Below are 15,448 nucleotides of genomic sequence, written 5' to 3'. Positions count from 1 at the left end.
CGCGACGGAAGTGGTGAGTAATCGCGCCCAAGTGTGCCGCTGTCGGCCCGACCTGTCTGTGACGCCTGGTATCACTGGGACGATCACAACGGGGAGGGTGCGCGCCTATGACCGGTTGGAACGACACCAGTGGGCCGACAGCGGGGCTCTACGAGCAGCTGATCACGCTGCGGCTGGAGGGCCAGCTCCAGGGCATGGCCGCGCGGGGCTGGCATGCGGTTGACGGTGTCATCGGCCCCGAGTCATCGCCTCACGTCATCGCACGGCACGTAGCAGAAACGACACGGCGCATCCTGGAATGGCTGCCTGAGGCGGAACGGGTCCACGCGGCCAATCACATCCTCGAGTCGATGAACAGCATTGAGGGTGCGCGCGAGTGGGTCGACCTCGTTGCTGAGGGCCCGCGCCAGCTTTTGGCCATCGCTGAGCAGGAGGCCAAGGGGGTCTACCGGATCAGACCGGCGACGCCGCTTTCCGATACGGCGCTCATCACGAACTCCCCTGAAGACCCCAGCCTGGGCTTCGAGCTGCGCGCCGAGCTGGCCACAGCTGATCGCGTCGACCTGCTCTGCGCTTTCGTAAAGTGGCACGGACTTCGTGTCATCGAGCAGTCCCTCGAAGCAGCCCATGCACGGGGCGTTCCCATTCGCGTCATCACGACGACCTATATCGGCGCCACGGAACGCAGGGCACTCGACCGCTTGGTCCAGAGGTTCAACGCCGAGGTGAAGGTCAACTACGAGCTCCGATCGACGCGACTGCACGCCAAGGCATGGCTCTTCCGGCGCAACAGCGGCTACGACACGGCCTACGTCGGCAGCTCGAACCTCTCCAAGGCCGCTCTTCTCGACGGCCTTGAGTGGAACGTCCGTCTCTCCTCCGTTGCCACTCCGGACGTGCTGCGCAAGTTTGAGGCCACCTTCGACTCCTACTGGAGCGATGCGTCCTTCGAGCTCTACCACCCGGACCAGGACGCTGGACGCCTTGACGAGGCACTCCAGTTGGCCGGCCGCGGCACCTCCTCGGATTCGGGACGCCAACTCACCCTCTCTGGCCTCGAGGTGCGCCCGTACCCCCATCAGCGGGACATGCTGGAGCGGCTGGAGGTGGAACGGGAAGTCCACGACCGCCATCACAACCTGTTGGTGGCGGCAACAGGGACGGGCAAGACCGTCATGGCCGCGCTCGACTACAAGCGACTTCGCCAGAAGTACGGGCGGGATCTCCGCTTGCTGTTCGTCGCGCACCGGCAAGAAATCCTTCGCCAGTCACTCCGCACCTACCAGGACGTACTCGTCGACGCCAACTTCGGCGAAGAGTTCCATAGCGGACTGGTCCCGGACGACTGGAAGCACGTCTTCGCCAGCGTTCAATCTCTGCACGCGCGTGCCCTTGAACGATTCACGCCGGATCACTTCGACGTCATCGTCATCGATGAGTTCCACCACGGTGTGTCCCCCACCTACCGGAAGATCATCGATCACTTCGCGCCTCGGGAGCTCCTCGGGCTGACCGCCACCCCGGAGCGGATGGACGGCCGCACCATCCAGGACGAGTTCTTCGAGGGGCGCATCGCCGCCGAGATGCGCCTGTGGGAAGCGCTGGAGAACGACCTCCTCAGCCCGTTCCATTACTTCGGCATCACGGACAGCACCGACATGAGCGCGGTCGCCTGGAAGCGAGGCTCCTACGATGCCGCCGCGCTCGGCGAGCTGTTCACCGGGAACGAAGCGCGCGCTCGTCTGGTCGTCCAGGCCGTACGGGACAAGGTGGCGGACCCAGGTTCAATGCGGGCCCTCGGGTTCTGCGTCTCCGTCTCCCACGCGCACTACATGGCAGAGGTCTTCCGTCGTGCCGGCCTCAGAGCCGTAGCGCTCTCCGGCGAGTCTCCACGAGAGGAGCGTCGGTCCGCCCTCGCGGCTCTGAGCTCCGGAGAGCTCCAAGTGATCTTCTCCGTCGACCTCTTCAACGAGGGCTTGGACATCCCCGACGTCGACACCCTGCTGCTCCTGCGCCCCACGTCCAGCGCCACGGTCTTTCTGCAGCAGCTGGGTCGCGGACTTCGCCGGAGCGAGGGCAAGGCCGTACTGACCGTCCTGGACTTCATCGGTCACCATCGCAAGGAGTTCCGCTTCGAGGAACAGTTCCGCGCTCTCACCAACCTGACGCGCAACCGGCTGCTCGCACACATCGAGCATGACTTCCCGCAGCTGCCCTCCGGCTGCCAGATCATCCTTGAGTCCAAGGCCAAGGAAACGGTCATCGACAACATTCGCAGCCAGATCAGCGTCAACGTCACGCAGCTGGCTCGTGAAGTCCGGCGTTACGGCGAGTCTCGCCTGTCGACGTACCTGCGGGAAAGCGGGCGCGAACTCAAAGAGATCTACCGCGGCAACGGCAACTCCTGGACGGGCCTCCTCCGTCGCGCGGGGATCTTGCCGACGTCGAGCCCTGAGGGAGAAGAGGCCCTCCTGAAGCGCGTCTCCGCTTTCCTCCACGTCGACGACCCGCGCCGGGCCGCCACGTACACCCGGCTCCTCGAAGACAACGCCCCGACGTACGCCTCGCTCAACGAGCTCGACCGCAGCTACGCCCGCATGTTCTTCTTTTCGCTGTGGCCGCTGGGCGGCAACTTCTCCAGCTATCAGGACGCGCTGGACTCACTGCAGCCCCACGAGGCGTTTCGAGACGAGCTCCGTCAGGTCTTGGCGTACGCGCTCGACCACACCGATCACGTCCCGATCCCCCTCCTCGGAGACCTCGCCGAGCTGCCCCTGACCGTCCACGCGTCCTACAGCCGCGAGGAAATCCTGCCGGCGTTGGGCCAGTCGTACATCGGCGGCTTCATGCCGGGCCACTTCCGCGAGGGGGTGAAGTGGTGCGAGGACATCGAGACCGACGCGCTGTTCATCACCTTGGAGAAGGACGAGAAGGACTTCTCCCCACAGACCCGCTACCGGGACTACGCCCTCAGCGACACGCTGTTCCACTGGGAATCGCAGAACCAGACGTCAGATACGTCCCCGACCGGGATCCGATACCGGACCCACGAGGCGAACGGCTCCCACGTCCTCCTCTTCGTCCGCCGCTACAAGAAGACCGACATCGGCGGCCCCCAGCCGTGGATGCTCCTGGGCCCAGCCGAGTTCGTCGACTCCAAGGGCAGCAAGCCGATGGGCATCACCTGGAAGGTCCAGCACGAGATTCCCGCCGACGTCTTGTCCTACTCAGCCATCACGGCGGGCTGATGCCGAGTACGGGCCGCCCCCCGCGTTCGCATGGGGGCCGGCCCGTGTCGCCTGTGTCGACCTACTCCGCTTACTCCGCCTACTCCGCGGAAGTCGCGACGTCGTCGACGACCTGAACGATCTCCTTGACCATGCCCGAGCCGGCCTCGAGTGCGGACTGCAACTGGGTGGCACCCGCACTGAACACGATCGACGCCCCAACAATCCCGAGGAACGCCCTCTTCCATCGGCCACCGGTCTGCACATCAGTGCCGGTCAGGATGGTCGTGGCCTGGGTGAGGGAGCCAATCACCCGATTCGTTTCCCGCGAGACGCTGGCCGTACCGAAGAGTTCCGCATGCTCGATGAGCCACAGCAGGTGGTTGATCTGCGCCGTGATGGCAGTACGCAGCGTGGCGGGAAGCTCCGCCTCCGACGTTTCGGCCAGGATCTCGAGCCAGCTACGACAACTTTCGGCGAGGTTCTCCAGGTGAGTTCCGCTCGGCGCAGCGCTCGTGCCCTGCAGCGCCGAGCCGAGCACATCGGCCGCCGAGGCAAGGTGGTCCAGCGTCTCCTGCGATATCAGCAGGCTTGCCGGCCGACCCGTGTCGGACCAGCTCAGCTCCGGCTGAACCACTGACGCCCACCACTGCGGGAAGTAACGGGAGTACCTGACTCGCTGAGGCTCGGGCAGGGCGCATATCTGCGCAATCGACTCCGAGAGCAGGGCAGCTACCTCGGCATGGCGTCGAGCGAACTCGTCAGATCCCCACTCTGCTTCGAGTACCGCCGACCATCCTGCTCGGAAGTGCGGGGCATCTGATTGCCGCACCCGCGTCAGGATCTCGTACAAGCCATGCGCGCTTGTCGCCGACGCCATTTTCCCCGTCCCCCACCATGCGACGTAGCCGTAGAAACTTTAGAAATCTATCAGACCGAGTTCCGATACAAGCTCTGACGCCACACCCAGAGAGAAGCATCTTTCTTCGCATTATGGACAGATGGCGGATAGCATCCAAATCGCCAGAAATTATCCACTCGCCGGATCAGGATCTGACGCTGCCTCACAGAGCAACCCGACGGAGGTTATTCTCTTTCGAAACTCGGGGAGGACAGCCCATGGCTATCATCAAGCACGCCGCCCGTCAGACTCTCGGGCAACTCATAGGGGCCAATAATCCGCCCGTCGAGGTACCGGACGACAGTCAGCGCCAATACGCCTGGGGAAAGCGCGAAGTCGACACGTATTGGGACGACATTCAGAAGTTCATGCGCGCGCGGCGCACGGGCGCCAAGGCATCGTCCGAGTACTTCATCGGCCCGATCGTCACCATCACAGACGACAAGGTGACCACCCGCTCCCTCCTCGATGGCCAGCAGCGGCTCACCACGTCCACCATTCTCATCGCCGCCATCAGGGACACCCTGGGCAGCATGGCCACGACGTGGGCCCACGTTACCGCTAACAACATTCAGCGCGACTACATCGCCCGACGGGATGGGCGGCATTCACAGCCTCAATATTTTCTTACCCTGTCACTCTTCGATCGTGACTATTTTCGGGATTCGATCCAGAATTGGAACGAGACCACCGGTAAGGCCGCCCAGACAGAACTGCCGTCCCGCCCCTCGCACAAACTCATCCAGGACGCGTACTCTTCCTTCAAGTCCCACATCTTCTCGGCCTTGTCAATGATCCCCTCCGAGGAGGATCGGATTGACTGGCTGGAGACTCTTAGGGATTGCCTCGTCAAGGGTCTAGTCTTCGTGGAAGTGCAGACCCCGACGTCGAGCGATGCAAACGAAGTATTCGAGACCATCAACTCGCGCGGCAAGGATCTCTCCACCGTCGACCTCGTTCGAAACTTCCTGATGGAAAAGAGCAGGGGCGAAGACGAGAAGAACCGCGTCAACACGGCATGGAGTTCACTCCTCGACGGCTTCGAGCGTCGTGAGGAGATCGAGAAGTTCCTGCGGCATTTCTGGGTGGCCGGACATGGAGACGTCCGGTCGCACAGCCTCTACACGACCATCAGGACCGAGCTGACGGAACGCTTCGAGAAGGCGCAGCCCCGGTACGAGGTGCGGACGTTCGCGGCCGAGCTTCAGAACGCATCCGGAAGGTACATCGAGCTCATCACGTCCGGAACGGGGATGGAGACGCTCGACAGCCTTCTGGACGAGGTCAAGACGCTCGGCGCCGATGCCGTCTACCCCCTGCTCCTGGCTGTCTCTGGACGGGTCGATCACAACGAGCTGGCCAAAATAACCGAAGCGCTCGTCAGTTACTACGTGCGCTGGACCGTGGTGGGGCGGCGCGAGTCGACACTCCTTGAAGAGAAGCTCTTCGATCTTGCGAAGCAAGTGAGCTCCGGCACCTCTGTCGAGAACGCATTCCAGCAGGTGGTCTCCTGGACGCCGGACGATGCGGCCTTCCAGGCCGATTTCGAGCAGGCTCCGATCCCTAGGAGCACGCAGGCACGCTACCTCCTCACCATGATCGAGCAGCACCTGCGAAGGCGCGATGGCGTGGACGACGTCGTCGTCGCGGGAAGCAGCACGGTGCATGTCGAGCACATCTATCCGAAGTCGCCGGAGGCGAAGCACCGCCTCAACGATCACCCCGCGTGGGTGAACAGGCTTGGAAACCAAACCCTGCTTCACGGACGGAAGAACCGGATCGCCTCCAACAAGCCGCTCCCGGAGAAGGTCGAGGCGTACCAGTCCTCGTCTTTCTTGATCACGCGGGAAATCGACATCGACCGGCTCTGGAGCACAAGCATGAGCATCTGGCGAACCCAGGGAATCGAAGAGCGCCAAGCCGAGCTCGCGAAGATCGCCATTGATGTCTGGCCCATCGGGCAGCGACAAGTAGCACCGTCCATCGGCTGAACTCAGGCGAGTTTGGGCACGGTTCGGACACGTTGACTGCATTGTGAAACGAGCGGTGCAAGCATCGGGGCTTCGTTGATGGAACGAGGCCTTGGGGGGCTTGTGGGAAGAGGAGTGATACGCCGACGGGGCTTGGGTGTTGGCGTGGCTAGCGTGCTTGTGGGGGCTCTTGCGGGGTGTGGGGGCGGAGGTTCCGGAGTGGGGGACGGGAAGCGGGTGGGAACCGCTTCGCCGTCCGTCAGCGCCTCTGCCTCTGCGTCCGCGGCTCCTGCCGTGACGCTCACGCTCGTCGACGATCAGCAGCGGGCAGACGGAGGCGAGGAGTTGGAGATCGCGATACTCGCCAATGACACCGCCACCGAGGGGGACGGGGGTGGCGTGCGGCCGCTTGCCGATGTGCTGGGTGCGGGCGAGTATCAGCTTGAGATCTTCAAGACGCCGGCAAATGGGACGGCCGTCGTCTCTGGGACCGTCGTCACGTACACGCCGACCGCAGGGTTCAGCGGGGCGGACGAGTTCGTCTACCAGGTGACTCCGACGGACACGCGCATCGCCGGGGGTACCGCCGTCGTCCGGATCGCCGTTCCCGCTCCCAGCCCGTCGCCGACGCCTAAGCCCACGAAGGCTCCTGCGCCCGCCGTGTACTACCGGAACTGCGACGCGGCCCGCGCTGCCGGTGTCGCGCCGCTGCATCGTGGTGACAAGGGGTACGGGCGGCACCTCGACCGCGATGGGGACGGCGTCGCCTGCGAGCCGTACCACGGGAGCACGGGTGGGTCCGGCGGGTCTGGTGGGTCCTCGTCCGGCGGTGGAGGTGGCGGTGTGTACTACGCCAACTGCGCCGCCGCACGGGCCGCCGGTGCCGCGCCCGTCCGGCGTGGCGATCCCGGGTACGGGCGGCATCTCGACCGGGACGGGGACGGCGTCGCCTGCGAGTAGCGGCCGAGTAGGGTCGGAGGCATGGCTCTGAACCTTTCTCCCGTGCTCACCACCGTCGGGCTCGTCGGCGGTTACGCCGTCGCGCGGTACAGCAAGAAGCGGGCGCTCGGGGGTGTGGTGCTTGCCGCTGCCGGTGGTGTCGCCGCGCGGGAGTGGCACCGGGAGGGTGGGGGGCCCGTGGCCGTCGGGATGACTGCCGCCTACCTCGGGGCCTTCGGGGCCGCGCATCCGCTCGCCAAGAAGGTGGGCGCCTGGCCGGCCGTGCTCGGGCTCGCCACCGGTGTCGGTGTCGCCTCCGCCGTTGTTACTCGGGGCAGGGGCTGAACGCCCCGCCCCTCCCCTCCGTACTACCCGGCACCTCCCCTCACGCGCTGGGTGGCTGAACCGGAAGTCAGCCGCCCAGTGCGTGGCTCACGGTGTAGATCGCCAGGCCGGCCAGGGCGCCGACCACCGTGCCGTTGATGCGGATGAACTGGAGGTCGCGGCCGATGTTGGCCTCGATCTTTCGCGACGTCTGGGTCGCGTCCCAGCTCGCCACCGTGTCCGTGATCAGGGACGTGATCTCGCCGCGGTACGTCGTCACCACATACGCCGCCGCGTCCTCCACCCAGCCCTCCACCTTCGCCTGCAGCCTGCCGTCCGTGACCAGCCGGCCGCCCAGGGAGAGCAGCGAGGCCCGCGCGCGCAGGCGGAGTTCGCTGCGGTCGTCCTCCGCGGCCGCCAGCATCATCGTGCGGACCGCCGACCACGCCGAGGCGATGACGTCCTGCACCTCCGGCCGCGCCAAGAGGTCCGACTTCAGGCGCTCCACCCGTGCCCGCGTGTCCGTGTCGGCCTGGAGGTCGGCCGCGAAGTCCGTCAGGAAGCGGTCGATCGCGCCGCGCGCCGGGTGCCCGGGCATGTCCCGCATCTCCGTGACGAAGCGGAGGAGTTCCCGGTAGACCCGTTCGCCGACCTTTCTGTCCACGAATCTCGGGGTCCAGCCCGGCGCCCCGCCCTGCACCGCGTCCATCACCGAGTCCGCGTGGAACACCAGCCAGTCGTGCGCTCGTGCGCAGATCAGGTCCACCGCCCGTCGGTGCGCCCCGTCCGCGACGATCTTCTCCAGCGTCTTGCCGATGCCCGGCGCGACCTCCGCCGCGTCCGCCCGCCGCGTGATCGCCTCCCCCACCACCGCCTGCACGTCCGAGTCCCGCAGCACCGTCAGCGCCCCGCGCAGCGCCGTCGCCAGCTCCGCCGTCACCCGGTCCGCGTGCGCCGGCTCCGCCAGCCACGCACCCAGCCGGCCGGCGATGCCGAGGGCGCGCAGCCGGCCCCGTACGACGTCCGCCGACAGGAAGTTCTCCCCGACGAACGCGCCGAGCGTGGCCCCCAGCTGGTCCTTCTTCGTCGGGATGATCGCGGTGTGCGGGATCGGCAGCCCCATCGGGCGCTTGAACAGCGCCGTCACCGCGAACCAGTCCGCCAGCGCGCCCACCATCCCGGCCTCCGCCGCGGCCGCGACGTACCCCGCCCAGGCCCCGGCCCCCTCCGCCTTCCCCCACGTCGCCAGCGCGTAGATCACCGCCACGCACAGCAGCAGGCCCGTCGCCGTGGCCTTCATCCGCCGCACGCCGCGGCTCTTCTCCGCGTCCGCCGCCGTGTACGCGAACGCGGCGAGGGGGCGGGGAGACGCCGTACGAGGCGTGGGCGGGGACGGTGCAGGCGAAAGCGCCCCGGCCGGTGAGTCCCCCGCCCCCGGCCTCGCGCCCTGCCCGTCCCTCTCCCTGTCGTTCATCCGTCCGCCGTCCCCGTCCCGTCCCGTTCCGTACGCTTGCCGTACGAATGTCCCTACCTCAGAGACTTCTCGGGCGCATCCTGAGTTCCCGAGGACGGTCCCGCTGACGATCCCGTTGTCGGTCCCGCCGACGATCCCGTTGTCGGTCCCGCCGACGGTCCCGTCTCCGTCCCCGCGTACATCTTCGCGATCACCGCCTCGATGTCCGGCTCCCGCACGGACAGGTCCACCAGCGGGTACGCCTCCGCCACCGCCGCCACCACCGGCGCCGCCGACGCCGAGGAAGGGAACGCCAGCCACTGCCGCGGCCCCTCCGCCCGCACGAACCGGGCCCCCAGCACCTCGATCGGCGGCAGCTCCCGCTCCAGGTCCACCACCAGCGTCCGCTCGCTCTCCCCCGCCTCGTGCAGACCCGCCACCGCCCCCTCGTACATCAGCCGGCCGTGGTCGATCACCATCACCCGCCCGCACAGCTGCTCGATGTCCGTCAGGTCGTGCGTCGTCAGCAGCACCGTCGTGCCCCGCTCCGCGTTCAGGTCCCGCAGGAACTCCCGCACCCGCGCCTTCGACACCACGTCGAGCCCGATCGTCGGCTCGTCCAGGTACAGCACGTCCGGGTCGTGCAGCAGCGCCGCTGCGATGTCGCCGCGCATCCGCTGACCGAGTGACAGCTGCCGCACCGGTACGTCGAGCAGCGCGCCGAGCTCCAGGAGCTCCACGCACCGCTCCAGGTTCTCCGCGAACCGGGCGTCCGGGACCCGGTACATCCGGTGCACCAGCCGGTACGAGTCGATCAGCGGCAGGTCCCACCACAGCGTCGTCCGCTGCCCGAACACCACCCCGATCCGGCGCGCCAGCCTCGTCCGCTCCCGCGCCGGGTCGATGCCGGCGACCCGCAGCCAGCCGCCGGTCGGGGTGAGGATGCCCGTCAGCATCTTGATCGTCGTCGACTTCCCCGCGCCGTTCGGGCCGATGTACCCGACCATCTCGCCGCGCGCCACCCGGAAACTGATCCCGTCCACCGCTCTGACCTGCTGCTTCTCGCGACGGAACCGGCCCGCGCCCTTGCGGCGTACGTCGAAGACCTTCTCCACGCCGTCCAGTTCGATGAGATCCATGGTCCCGCCTCTCGCCTCAGCTTCCCGTGCTCCGGTACGACCGCAGCCCCTTCCGCCACGCCGCCCCCGCCACCGCGCAGCACCCCGCCGCCACCAGCGGCGACAGGAACGCCGCCCACACCGGCACCCCCGCCGGAAGCGGGCGGCCCAGCACGTACAGCGCCGGCAGCCAGTTCACGAACGCCAGCGGGACGACGTACACGACCCCCCGCACCAGCTCCTTCGCGAAGATCGTCGGCGGGTAGCCGAGCAGCGTGTTGCCGCCGTACGTGAACGCGTTCGTGACCTCCGACGCATCCTGCGCCCAGAACAGCAGCGACGCGCCCAGCACCATCAGCGCGGAGAAGAGCACCGCACCGGACACCACCATCACCGGCACCAGCAGCACCTTCACCGCCGTCCACTCCACGTCCACCAGCGCCAGGCCCCAGACCAGCACGAACAGACCCTGCGCCACCCGGCCCAGCCGGCGCAGCGCGAACCGGTCCGCGGCGACCTGCGCCAGCACCGGCGCCGGACGCACCAGCAGCGTGTCGAGCGTCCCGTCCCGGACCCGGCCGCCCATCCGCTGCAACGAGCCCATGGTCAGGTCCGCCAGGCCGAACGACGTCCCCGTCGCCCCGTACAGGAACGCCACCTCGCCGAACGAGAACCCGCCCAGGCCGTCCACCTGACCGAACATCAGCAGGATCACGACGAAGTCGAAGAACGTGACGGCGAACGACGCGAACAGCGTCATCGCGAAGGAGGAGCGGTACGTCATCGTGGAGCGCATCCACATCCCGGCGACCATCCGGTACGTACGCCACGCCTCGCCCGCGAGCCGGTACGAGGTCTCCCCCTCGCCCGCGAGCCGGTACGAGGTCTCCCCCTCGCCCGCGAGCCGGTACGAGGCCCCCGTCTCACCCACCCTGCACCACCACCTTCCGCGTCGCCGCCGACTGCAGCAGCCGGCCCGCCGCCAGCAGCGCGACCGCCCAGCCCGCCTGGAACGCGTACGCCCGCAGCACGCCCCACCCCTGGTACTTCTCCAGGTACACGTCCGCCGGGACCTGGAGCAGCGACGCCCACGGCAGCACCTGCGCGACCTCCCCCAGCGCCCCCGGGAACACCGTCAGCGGCAGCAGCATCCCCGAGAAGAACAGGCCCGACAGCCACACCACCTGCGTCACCCCCGAGCCGTCCATCAGCCAGAACGCGCTCAGCGCCACCAGGTACCAGATCCCGAAGCTCACGCTCGCGCCCAGCGCCACCGACACCACGAACGCCGGCCACGTCACCGCCCGTTCGGGCAGCGCGATGTCGAAGACCAGCGCGCCGACCGCCATCGGGACGACCCCGCGACCGAGGAACTGGAACGCCGCCCGGCCCAGGTTGGCCGAGAACCACCAGGCCTGCAGGTCCACCGGGCGGTACAGGTCGACGGCGATGTCACCGGTCCGGATCCGCTCCATGATCTCGTCCTCGAAACCGCCGCCCATCAGCCCGCAGACGGTGATCAGCCCCTGGCCGATCCACACGTACGCGAGCGCGTCGGCCATGTCGTAACCACCCAGCCGCGGGCGCTCGTCCCACAGGGCCATGTACGTGTACGCCAGGATGAAGCCGAAGACGGTGTTGGTGAACAGCCCGGCCAGCGTGGCCACCCGGTACGTGGCATGGCGTCGGAACCCACCGGCGGCAACCAATCCATAGAGCCTCAGCACGCCGCCCCCCGCCCCCCGTCCGTACGCCGCCACAGCGCGCGACCGCAGCGCGCAACCGCGGCACGCCGCCCCGTCGCTCCCCGAGTCGCCAAAGCGCACGACCTTAGCTGCCTCGGAGTGGCACCGCGAGCCCATTTCGAGCCGGATTCACGGCTTCTGCCCGGAAGGCGTGCAGTATGACCCCATGCGCGACGAGCCACAGCAGCCCGGCTGGGAACCCCGGGACCGGACGGTGCACACTCCCCCGACCCCTCCGACTCCCCCGACCGCCCCCGCCCGGCCCAAGAGGAGGGCCCGCCGGCGGCTCCTCCCCTCCTGGCGCACCCTCCTCGGCGCGTTCCTCCTCACCGGACTGCTGCTCGCCGGCGGATTCACCGCCGGCTACCTGCTCGTCGACATCCCCGCCGCCAACGCGACCGCGATCGCGCAGTCCAACGTCTACCTCTACGCGGACGGCACCCAGCTCGCCCGCGACGGCGAGGTCAACCGCGAGAACGTCCGCCTCGACCGGATCCCCGCACCCCTGCGGCACGCCGTCCTCGCCGCCGAGGACCGCGACTTCCACTCCGAACGCGCCGTCGACCCGCAGGCCATGCTCCGCGCCGCCTGGAACACCGTCACCGGCAAGGGCAAACAGTCCGGCTCCACCATCACCCAGCAGTACGTCAAGAACTACTACCTGGGCCAGGAACGGACCGTCACCCGCAAGGTGAAGGAGTTCTTCATCGCGATCAAACTCGACCGCGAGAAGAGCAAGGACGAGATCTTCGAGGGGTACCTCAACACCAGCTACTTCGGCCGCAACGCGTACGGCGTGCAGGCCGCCGCCCGCGCCTACTACGGCCAGGACGTCGAGCACCTCGACACCGCCCAGAGCGCCTACCTCGCCACCCTGCTCAACGCCCCCAGCGTCTACGACGTCGCCACCCACCCCGAGAACCGCGCGAACGCCGTCGCCCGCTGGCACTACGTCCTCGACGGCATGGTCGCGGAGAACTGGCTCACCCCTGCCGAACGGGCCGCCATGAAGTTCCCCGCCCCGCACAAGGCCCGGCCCGTCACCAGCCTCTCCGGACAGCGCGGCTACGTCGTCCAGGCCGTCGAGGACTACCTCACCGGCCGCGGCATCCTCGACGAGAACACCCTCGCCCGCGGCGGCTACCGCATCACCACCACCCTGGAGAAGACGAAGCAGGACGCCCTCGTCCGCGCCGTCGACGACCAGGTCATGTCACGGCTCGACCGGAACGGCAACGAGACCGACCGGAACGTCCGCGTCGGCGGCGTCGCCGTCGTCCCCGGCACCGGACACGTCGTCGCCATGTACGGCGGCATCGACTACACCAAGCAGTACGTCAACAACGCCACCCGCCGCGACTACCAGGTCGGTTCGACGTTCAAGCCGATCGTCTTCACGGCGGCCGTGGAACACGGCGCACACACCCAGGACGGCCGGCCCATCACCCCGAACGCCTTCTACGACGGCAGCGACCGGCGCCCCGTCGAAGGCTGGAACGGCCCCTCGTACGCCCCCGAGAACGAGGACGGAGGCTCGTACGGACAGATCAGCGTCCGCGAGGCCACCGACAAGTCCGTGAACTCCGTGTACGCGCAGATGGCCGTCGACGTCGGCCCCACGAAGGTCCGCAAGACCGCCGTCGCCCTCGGCCTGCCGCAGAACACCCCCGACCTCACCGCCTCCCCGTCCATCGCGCTCGGCCCCGCCACCGCCAGCGTCCTCGACATGGCGGAGGCGTACGCCACCCTCGCCAACCACGGCGAACACGGCACGTACACGCTCGTCGCCGCCGTCAGCAAGGACGGCCAGGAGGTCGAGCTGCCCGCCGCCGCGCGCCGGCAGGCCGTCGCCCGGGAGGCCGCCGACACCACCACCGCCATGCTCCGCGGCGTCGTCGAGGGCGGCACAGGCACCGCCGCGCTCGCCGCCGGCCGGCCCGCCGCCGGCAAGACCGGGACCGCGGAGGACGACAAGGCCGCCTGGTTCGCCGGCTACACCCCCGACCTCGCCACCGTCGTCGCGATGATGGGCCAGGACCCGGACACCGGCGCGCAGAAGCCGCTGTACGGGGCGATGGGACTGCCGCGCGTCAACGGCGGCGGGGCACCGGCCGAGATCTGGGCACAGTTCACCCGCGAGGCACTGGAGGACACCGAGGCCACGGACTTCGACCTGCGGCTCGCGGCCGGCGCCGAGGACATGACGTTCCCGGACGGCATGCAGGACCCGTTCGGCCCCGGCGACGGCACCGAACCCGGACAGCAGGACCAGCAGGACGGCCAGTCGGACGAGGAACTCCTCGGGCCGCAGGCGGGGCCACGCGGGCCGCAGGGCAAGACCCCGGGCGGCCGGGACACGACGCCCGGCGCCGGGCGTCAGCAGCAGGCACCGACCGGACCGGGACCGGACGGTCCGACGGTCGGCGGCGCCGGAACGGGAACCGCGACGGGGACGGCGACAGGGCCGGGAACCGGGGGCGGGATCGGCGGCACGACGGGCACGGCTGACCGGCCGCCCGCGCCGCCCGCCCCACCCGGACAGCCGCAGCCGGACGCGGGACCGGGCGCGGGACCGAACGGACGCCCCTAATGACCCGAGGTCGCCTTGAGGCCGACCACGGCCACCAGCAGCAGACAGACGAAGAAGATCCGGGCGGCGGTCGCCGGCTCACCCAGCACGACCATCCCCAGCACCGCCGCACCCGCCGCGCCGATACCGACCCACACGCCGTACGCCGTACCGATGGGCAGACTCTTCGCGGCCTGCGAGAGCAACAGCATGGAGGCGACGATCCCCGCGCCCGTCAGGACGCTCGGCCAGAGACGGGTGAAGCCGTCCGTGTACTTCATGCCGATGGACCAGCCGACCTCGAGGAGACCGGCGACGATGAGAAGAACCCAGGCCATGACGACGCATACCTTCCGCGAGACGGAACAACGGATCGAACCGGTGCGTCGTCTTTGCGTGTGACCCGGTACGGCGCGTCTCGTCGGGTGCCTCCACGGTAGCAAAACGAAGGCAAAAGGCCTGGTGACCATGGTCACCAGGCCTTTGATCGGTACTCCGAACTACAGATACAGGCCGGTCGAGTCCTTGGTGCCCTCGAAGCGGTCCGCGGCGACGGCATGCAGGTCGCGCTCGCGCATCAGGACGTACGCGATGCCGCGCACCTCCACCTCCGCGCGGTCCTCGGGGTCGTACAGCACCCGGTCACCGATCTCCACGGTCCGCACGTTCTGGCCGACCGCGACGACCTCCGCCCAGGCCAGCCGACGGCCGACCGCCGCCGTCGCCGGAATCAGGATGCCGCCGCCGGAGCGCCGCTCGCCCTCCGGCGAGTCGGTCCGGACCAGCACCCGGTCGTGGAGCATCCGGATGGGCAGCTTGTCGTGGGTGTTCTCGCTCACGCGTCGAACCTACACGTCTCGCGGGTCATGCCCCGGTCAGCCCTTGCGCTTGCGCGAGGAGATCGCGAGCAGACCGACCACACCGACGACGGCCAGCGCCACCGGCACCACGCGCTCCAGACGCGGCGCGCCGTCCTCGTGCGTGAACCGGGCCTTCACGTCGTCCACGGTCCGCTGGACGGCGGCGAACGCCCGCCCGGCGGTCTGCTCCACCGTGGAGGCGGCCTTCGCCCTGGCATCGCCGATGATCGTCTTCGGATGCATCCGAATACCGATCTCGTCGAGAGTGACGGCAAGCTGGTCGCGCCGGCGGACGATGTCCGCCTCGATCTGCGCAGGGGTCCTGGCGTCCGACACCGCGCT

Annotated in this window: 13 protein-coding genes and 1 riboswitch; of the genes, 5 read left to right on the top strand and 8 right to left on the bottom strand. The window is 68.4% G+C overall.

The window, feature by feature from the left end; genetic code table 11:
- Nucleotides 1-107: 107 nt before the first annotated feature.
- On the top strand, nt 108-3,248 hold the full coding sequence (locus R2D22_RS23330) for a DEAD/DEAH box helicase (RefSeq protein ID WP_318106603.1): 3,141 nt from the start codon (nt 108-110) through the stop codon (nt 3,246-3,248).
- Between the two features lie 79 nt (nt 3,249-3,327).
- Here R2D22_RS23330 and R2D22_RS23325 read toward each other — a convergent pair whose 3' ends face one another.
- On the bottom strand, nt 3,328-3,864 hold the full coding sequence (locus tag R2D22_RS23325; protein ID WP_318106602.1) for a hypothetical protein: 537 nt from the start codon (nt 3,862-3,864) through the stop codon (nt 3,328-3,330).
- A gap of 482 nt (nt 3,865-4,346) precedes the next feature.
- Between R2D22_RS23325 and R2D22_RS23320 the strand changes: the two genes are divergently transcribed.
- From R2D22_RS23320 to R2D22_RS23310, 3 genes are all read left to right on the top strand, one after another.
- Nucleotides 4,347-6,119, top strand: coding sequence for a DUF262 domain-containing protein (locus tag R2D22_RS23320; RefSeq protein ID WP_318106601.1), 1,773 nt, complete (start codon nt 4,347-4,349; stop codon nt 6,117-6,119).
- 273 nt (nt 6,120-6,392) lie between these two features.
- Complete coding sequence (locus R2D22_RS23315; protein WP_318106600.1) at nt 6,393-7,058, top strand: excalibur calcium-binding domain-containing protein; 666 nt, start codon at nt 6,393-6,395, stop codon at nt 7,056-7,058.
- Nucleotides 7,059-7,079: 21 nt separating this feature from the next.
- Complete coding sequence (locus R2D22_RS23310; RefSeq protein WP_318106599.1) at nt 7,080-7,382, top strand: hypothetical protein; 303 nt, start codon at nt 7,080-7,082, stop codon at nt 7,380-7,382.
- A 67-nt stretch (nt 7,383-7,449) separates the two neighbouring features.
- On the opposite strand, the gene R2D22_RS23305 is transcribed toward R2D22_RS23310, so the two are convergent.
- The 4 genes from R2D22_RS23305 to R2D22_RS23290 form a co-directional block, all read right to left on the bottom strand.
- Entirely contained in the window at nt 7,450-8,835 is a 1,386-nt protein-coding gene (locus R2D22_RS23305) for a DUF445 domain-containing protein (RefSeq protein WP_318106598.1), read from the bottom strand.
- 53 nt (nt 8,836-8,888) lie between these two features.
- The gene (locus R2D22_RS23300) at nt 8,889-9,953 is read right to left on the bottom strand and encodes an ABC transporter ATP-binding protein (RefSeq protein WP_318106597.1); all 1,065 of its coding nucleotides are present in this window, start codon (nt 9,951-9,953) and stop codon (nt 8,889-8,891) included.
- Between the two features lie 16 nt (nt 9,954-9,969).
- Nucleotides 9,970-10,746 carry an ABC transporter permease gene (locus R2D22_RS23295; protein WP_318109947.1) on the bottom strand — a complete coding sequence of 259 codons (777 nt, stop codon included), beginning with the start codon at nt 10,744-10,746 and terminating at the stop codon, nt 9,970-9,972.
- Nucleotides 10,747-10,855: 109 nt separating this feature from the next.
- On the bottom strand, nt 10,856-11,656 hold the full coding sequence (locus tag R2D22_RS23290) for an ABC transporter permease (RefSeq protein ID WP_318109945.1): 801 nt from the start codon (nt 11,654-11,656) through the stop codon (nt 10,856-10,858).
- A 187-nt stretch (nt 11,657-11,843) separates the two neighbouring features.
- On the opposite strand from R2D22_RS23290, the gene R2D22_RS23285 reads away from it, so the two are divergent.
- Nucleotides 11,844-14,267, top strand: coding sequence for a transglycosylase domain-containing protein (locus R2D22_RS23285; protein WP_318106596.1), 2,424 nt, complete (start codon nt 11,844-11,846; stop codon nt 14,265-14,267).
- Here the strand turns inward: R2D22_RS23285 and R2D22_RS23280 are convergent.
- From R2D22_RS23280 to R2D22_RS23270, 3 genes are all read right to left on the bottom strand, one after another.
- Nucleotides 14,264-14,584, bottom strand: coding sequence for a DMT family transporter (locus tag R2D22_RS23280; protein ID WP_318106595.1), 321 nt, complete (start codon nt 14,582-14,584; stop codon nt 14,264-14,266). The genes R2D22_RS23285 and R2D22_RS23280 overlap by 4 nt on opposite strands.
- Before the next feature lie 42 nt (nt 14,585-14,626).
- Nucleotides 14,627-14,692: riboswitch (guanidine-III (ykkC-III) riboswitch) on the bottom strand.
- 54 nt (nt 14,693-14,746) lie between these two features.
- The gene (locus tag R2D22_RS23275) at nt 14,747-15,085 is read right to left on the bottom strand and encodes a GroES family chaperonin (RefSeq protein ID WP_318106594.1); all 339 of its coding nucleotides are present in this window, start codon (nt 15,083-15,085) and stop codon (nt 14,747-14,749) included.
- 36 nt (nt 15,086-15,121) lie between these two features.
- Complete coding sequence (locus tag R2D22_RS23270) at nt 15,122-15,442, bottom strand: DUF3618 domain-containing protein (protein WP_318106593.1); 321 nt, start codon at nt 15,440-15,442, stop codon at nt 15,122-15,124.
- Nucleotides 15,443-15,448: the final 6 nt, after the last annotated feature.

Origin of the sequence: Streptomyces sp. HUAS YS2 (assembly GCF_033343995.1) — a bacterium.
In the GTDB taxonomy this organism is placed as follows: domain Bacteria; phylum Actinomycetota; class Actinomycetes; order Streptomycetales; family Streptomycetaceae; genus Streptomyces; species Streptomyces solicathayae.
This window is presented reverse-complemented; position numbering and strand designations above follow the sequence as displayed.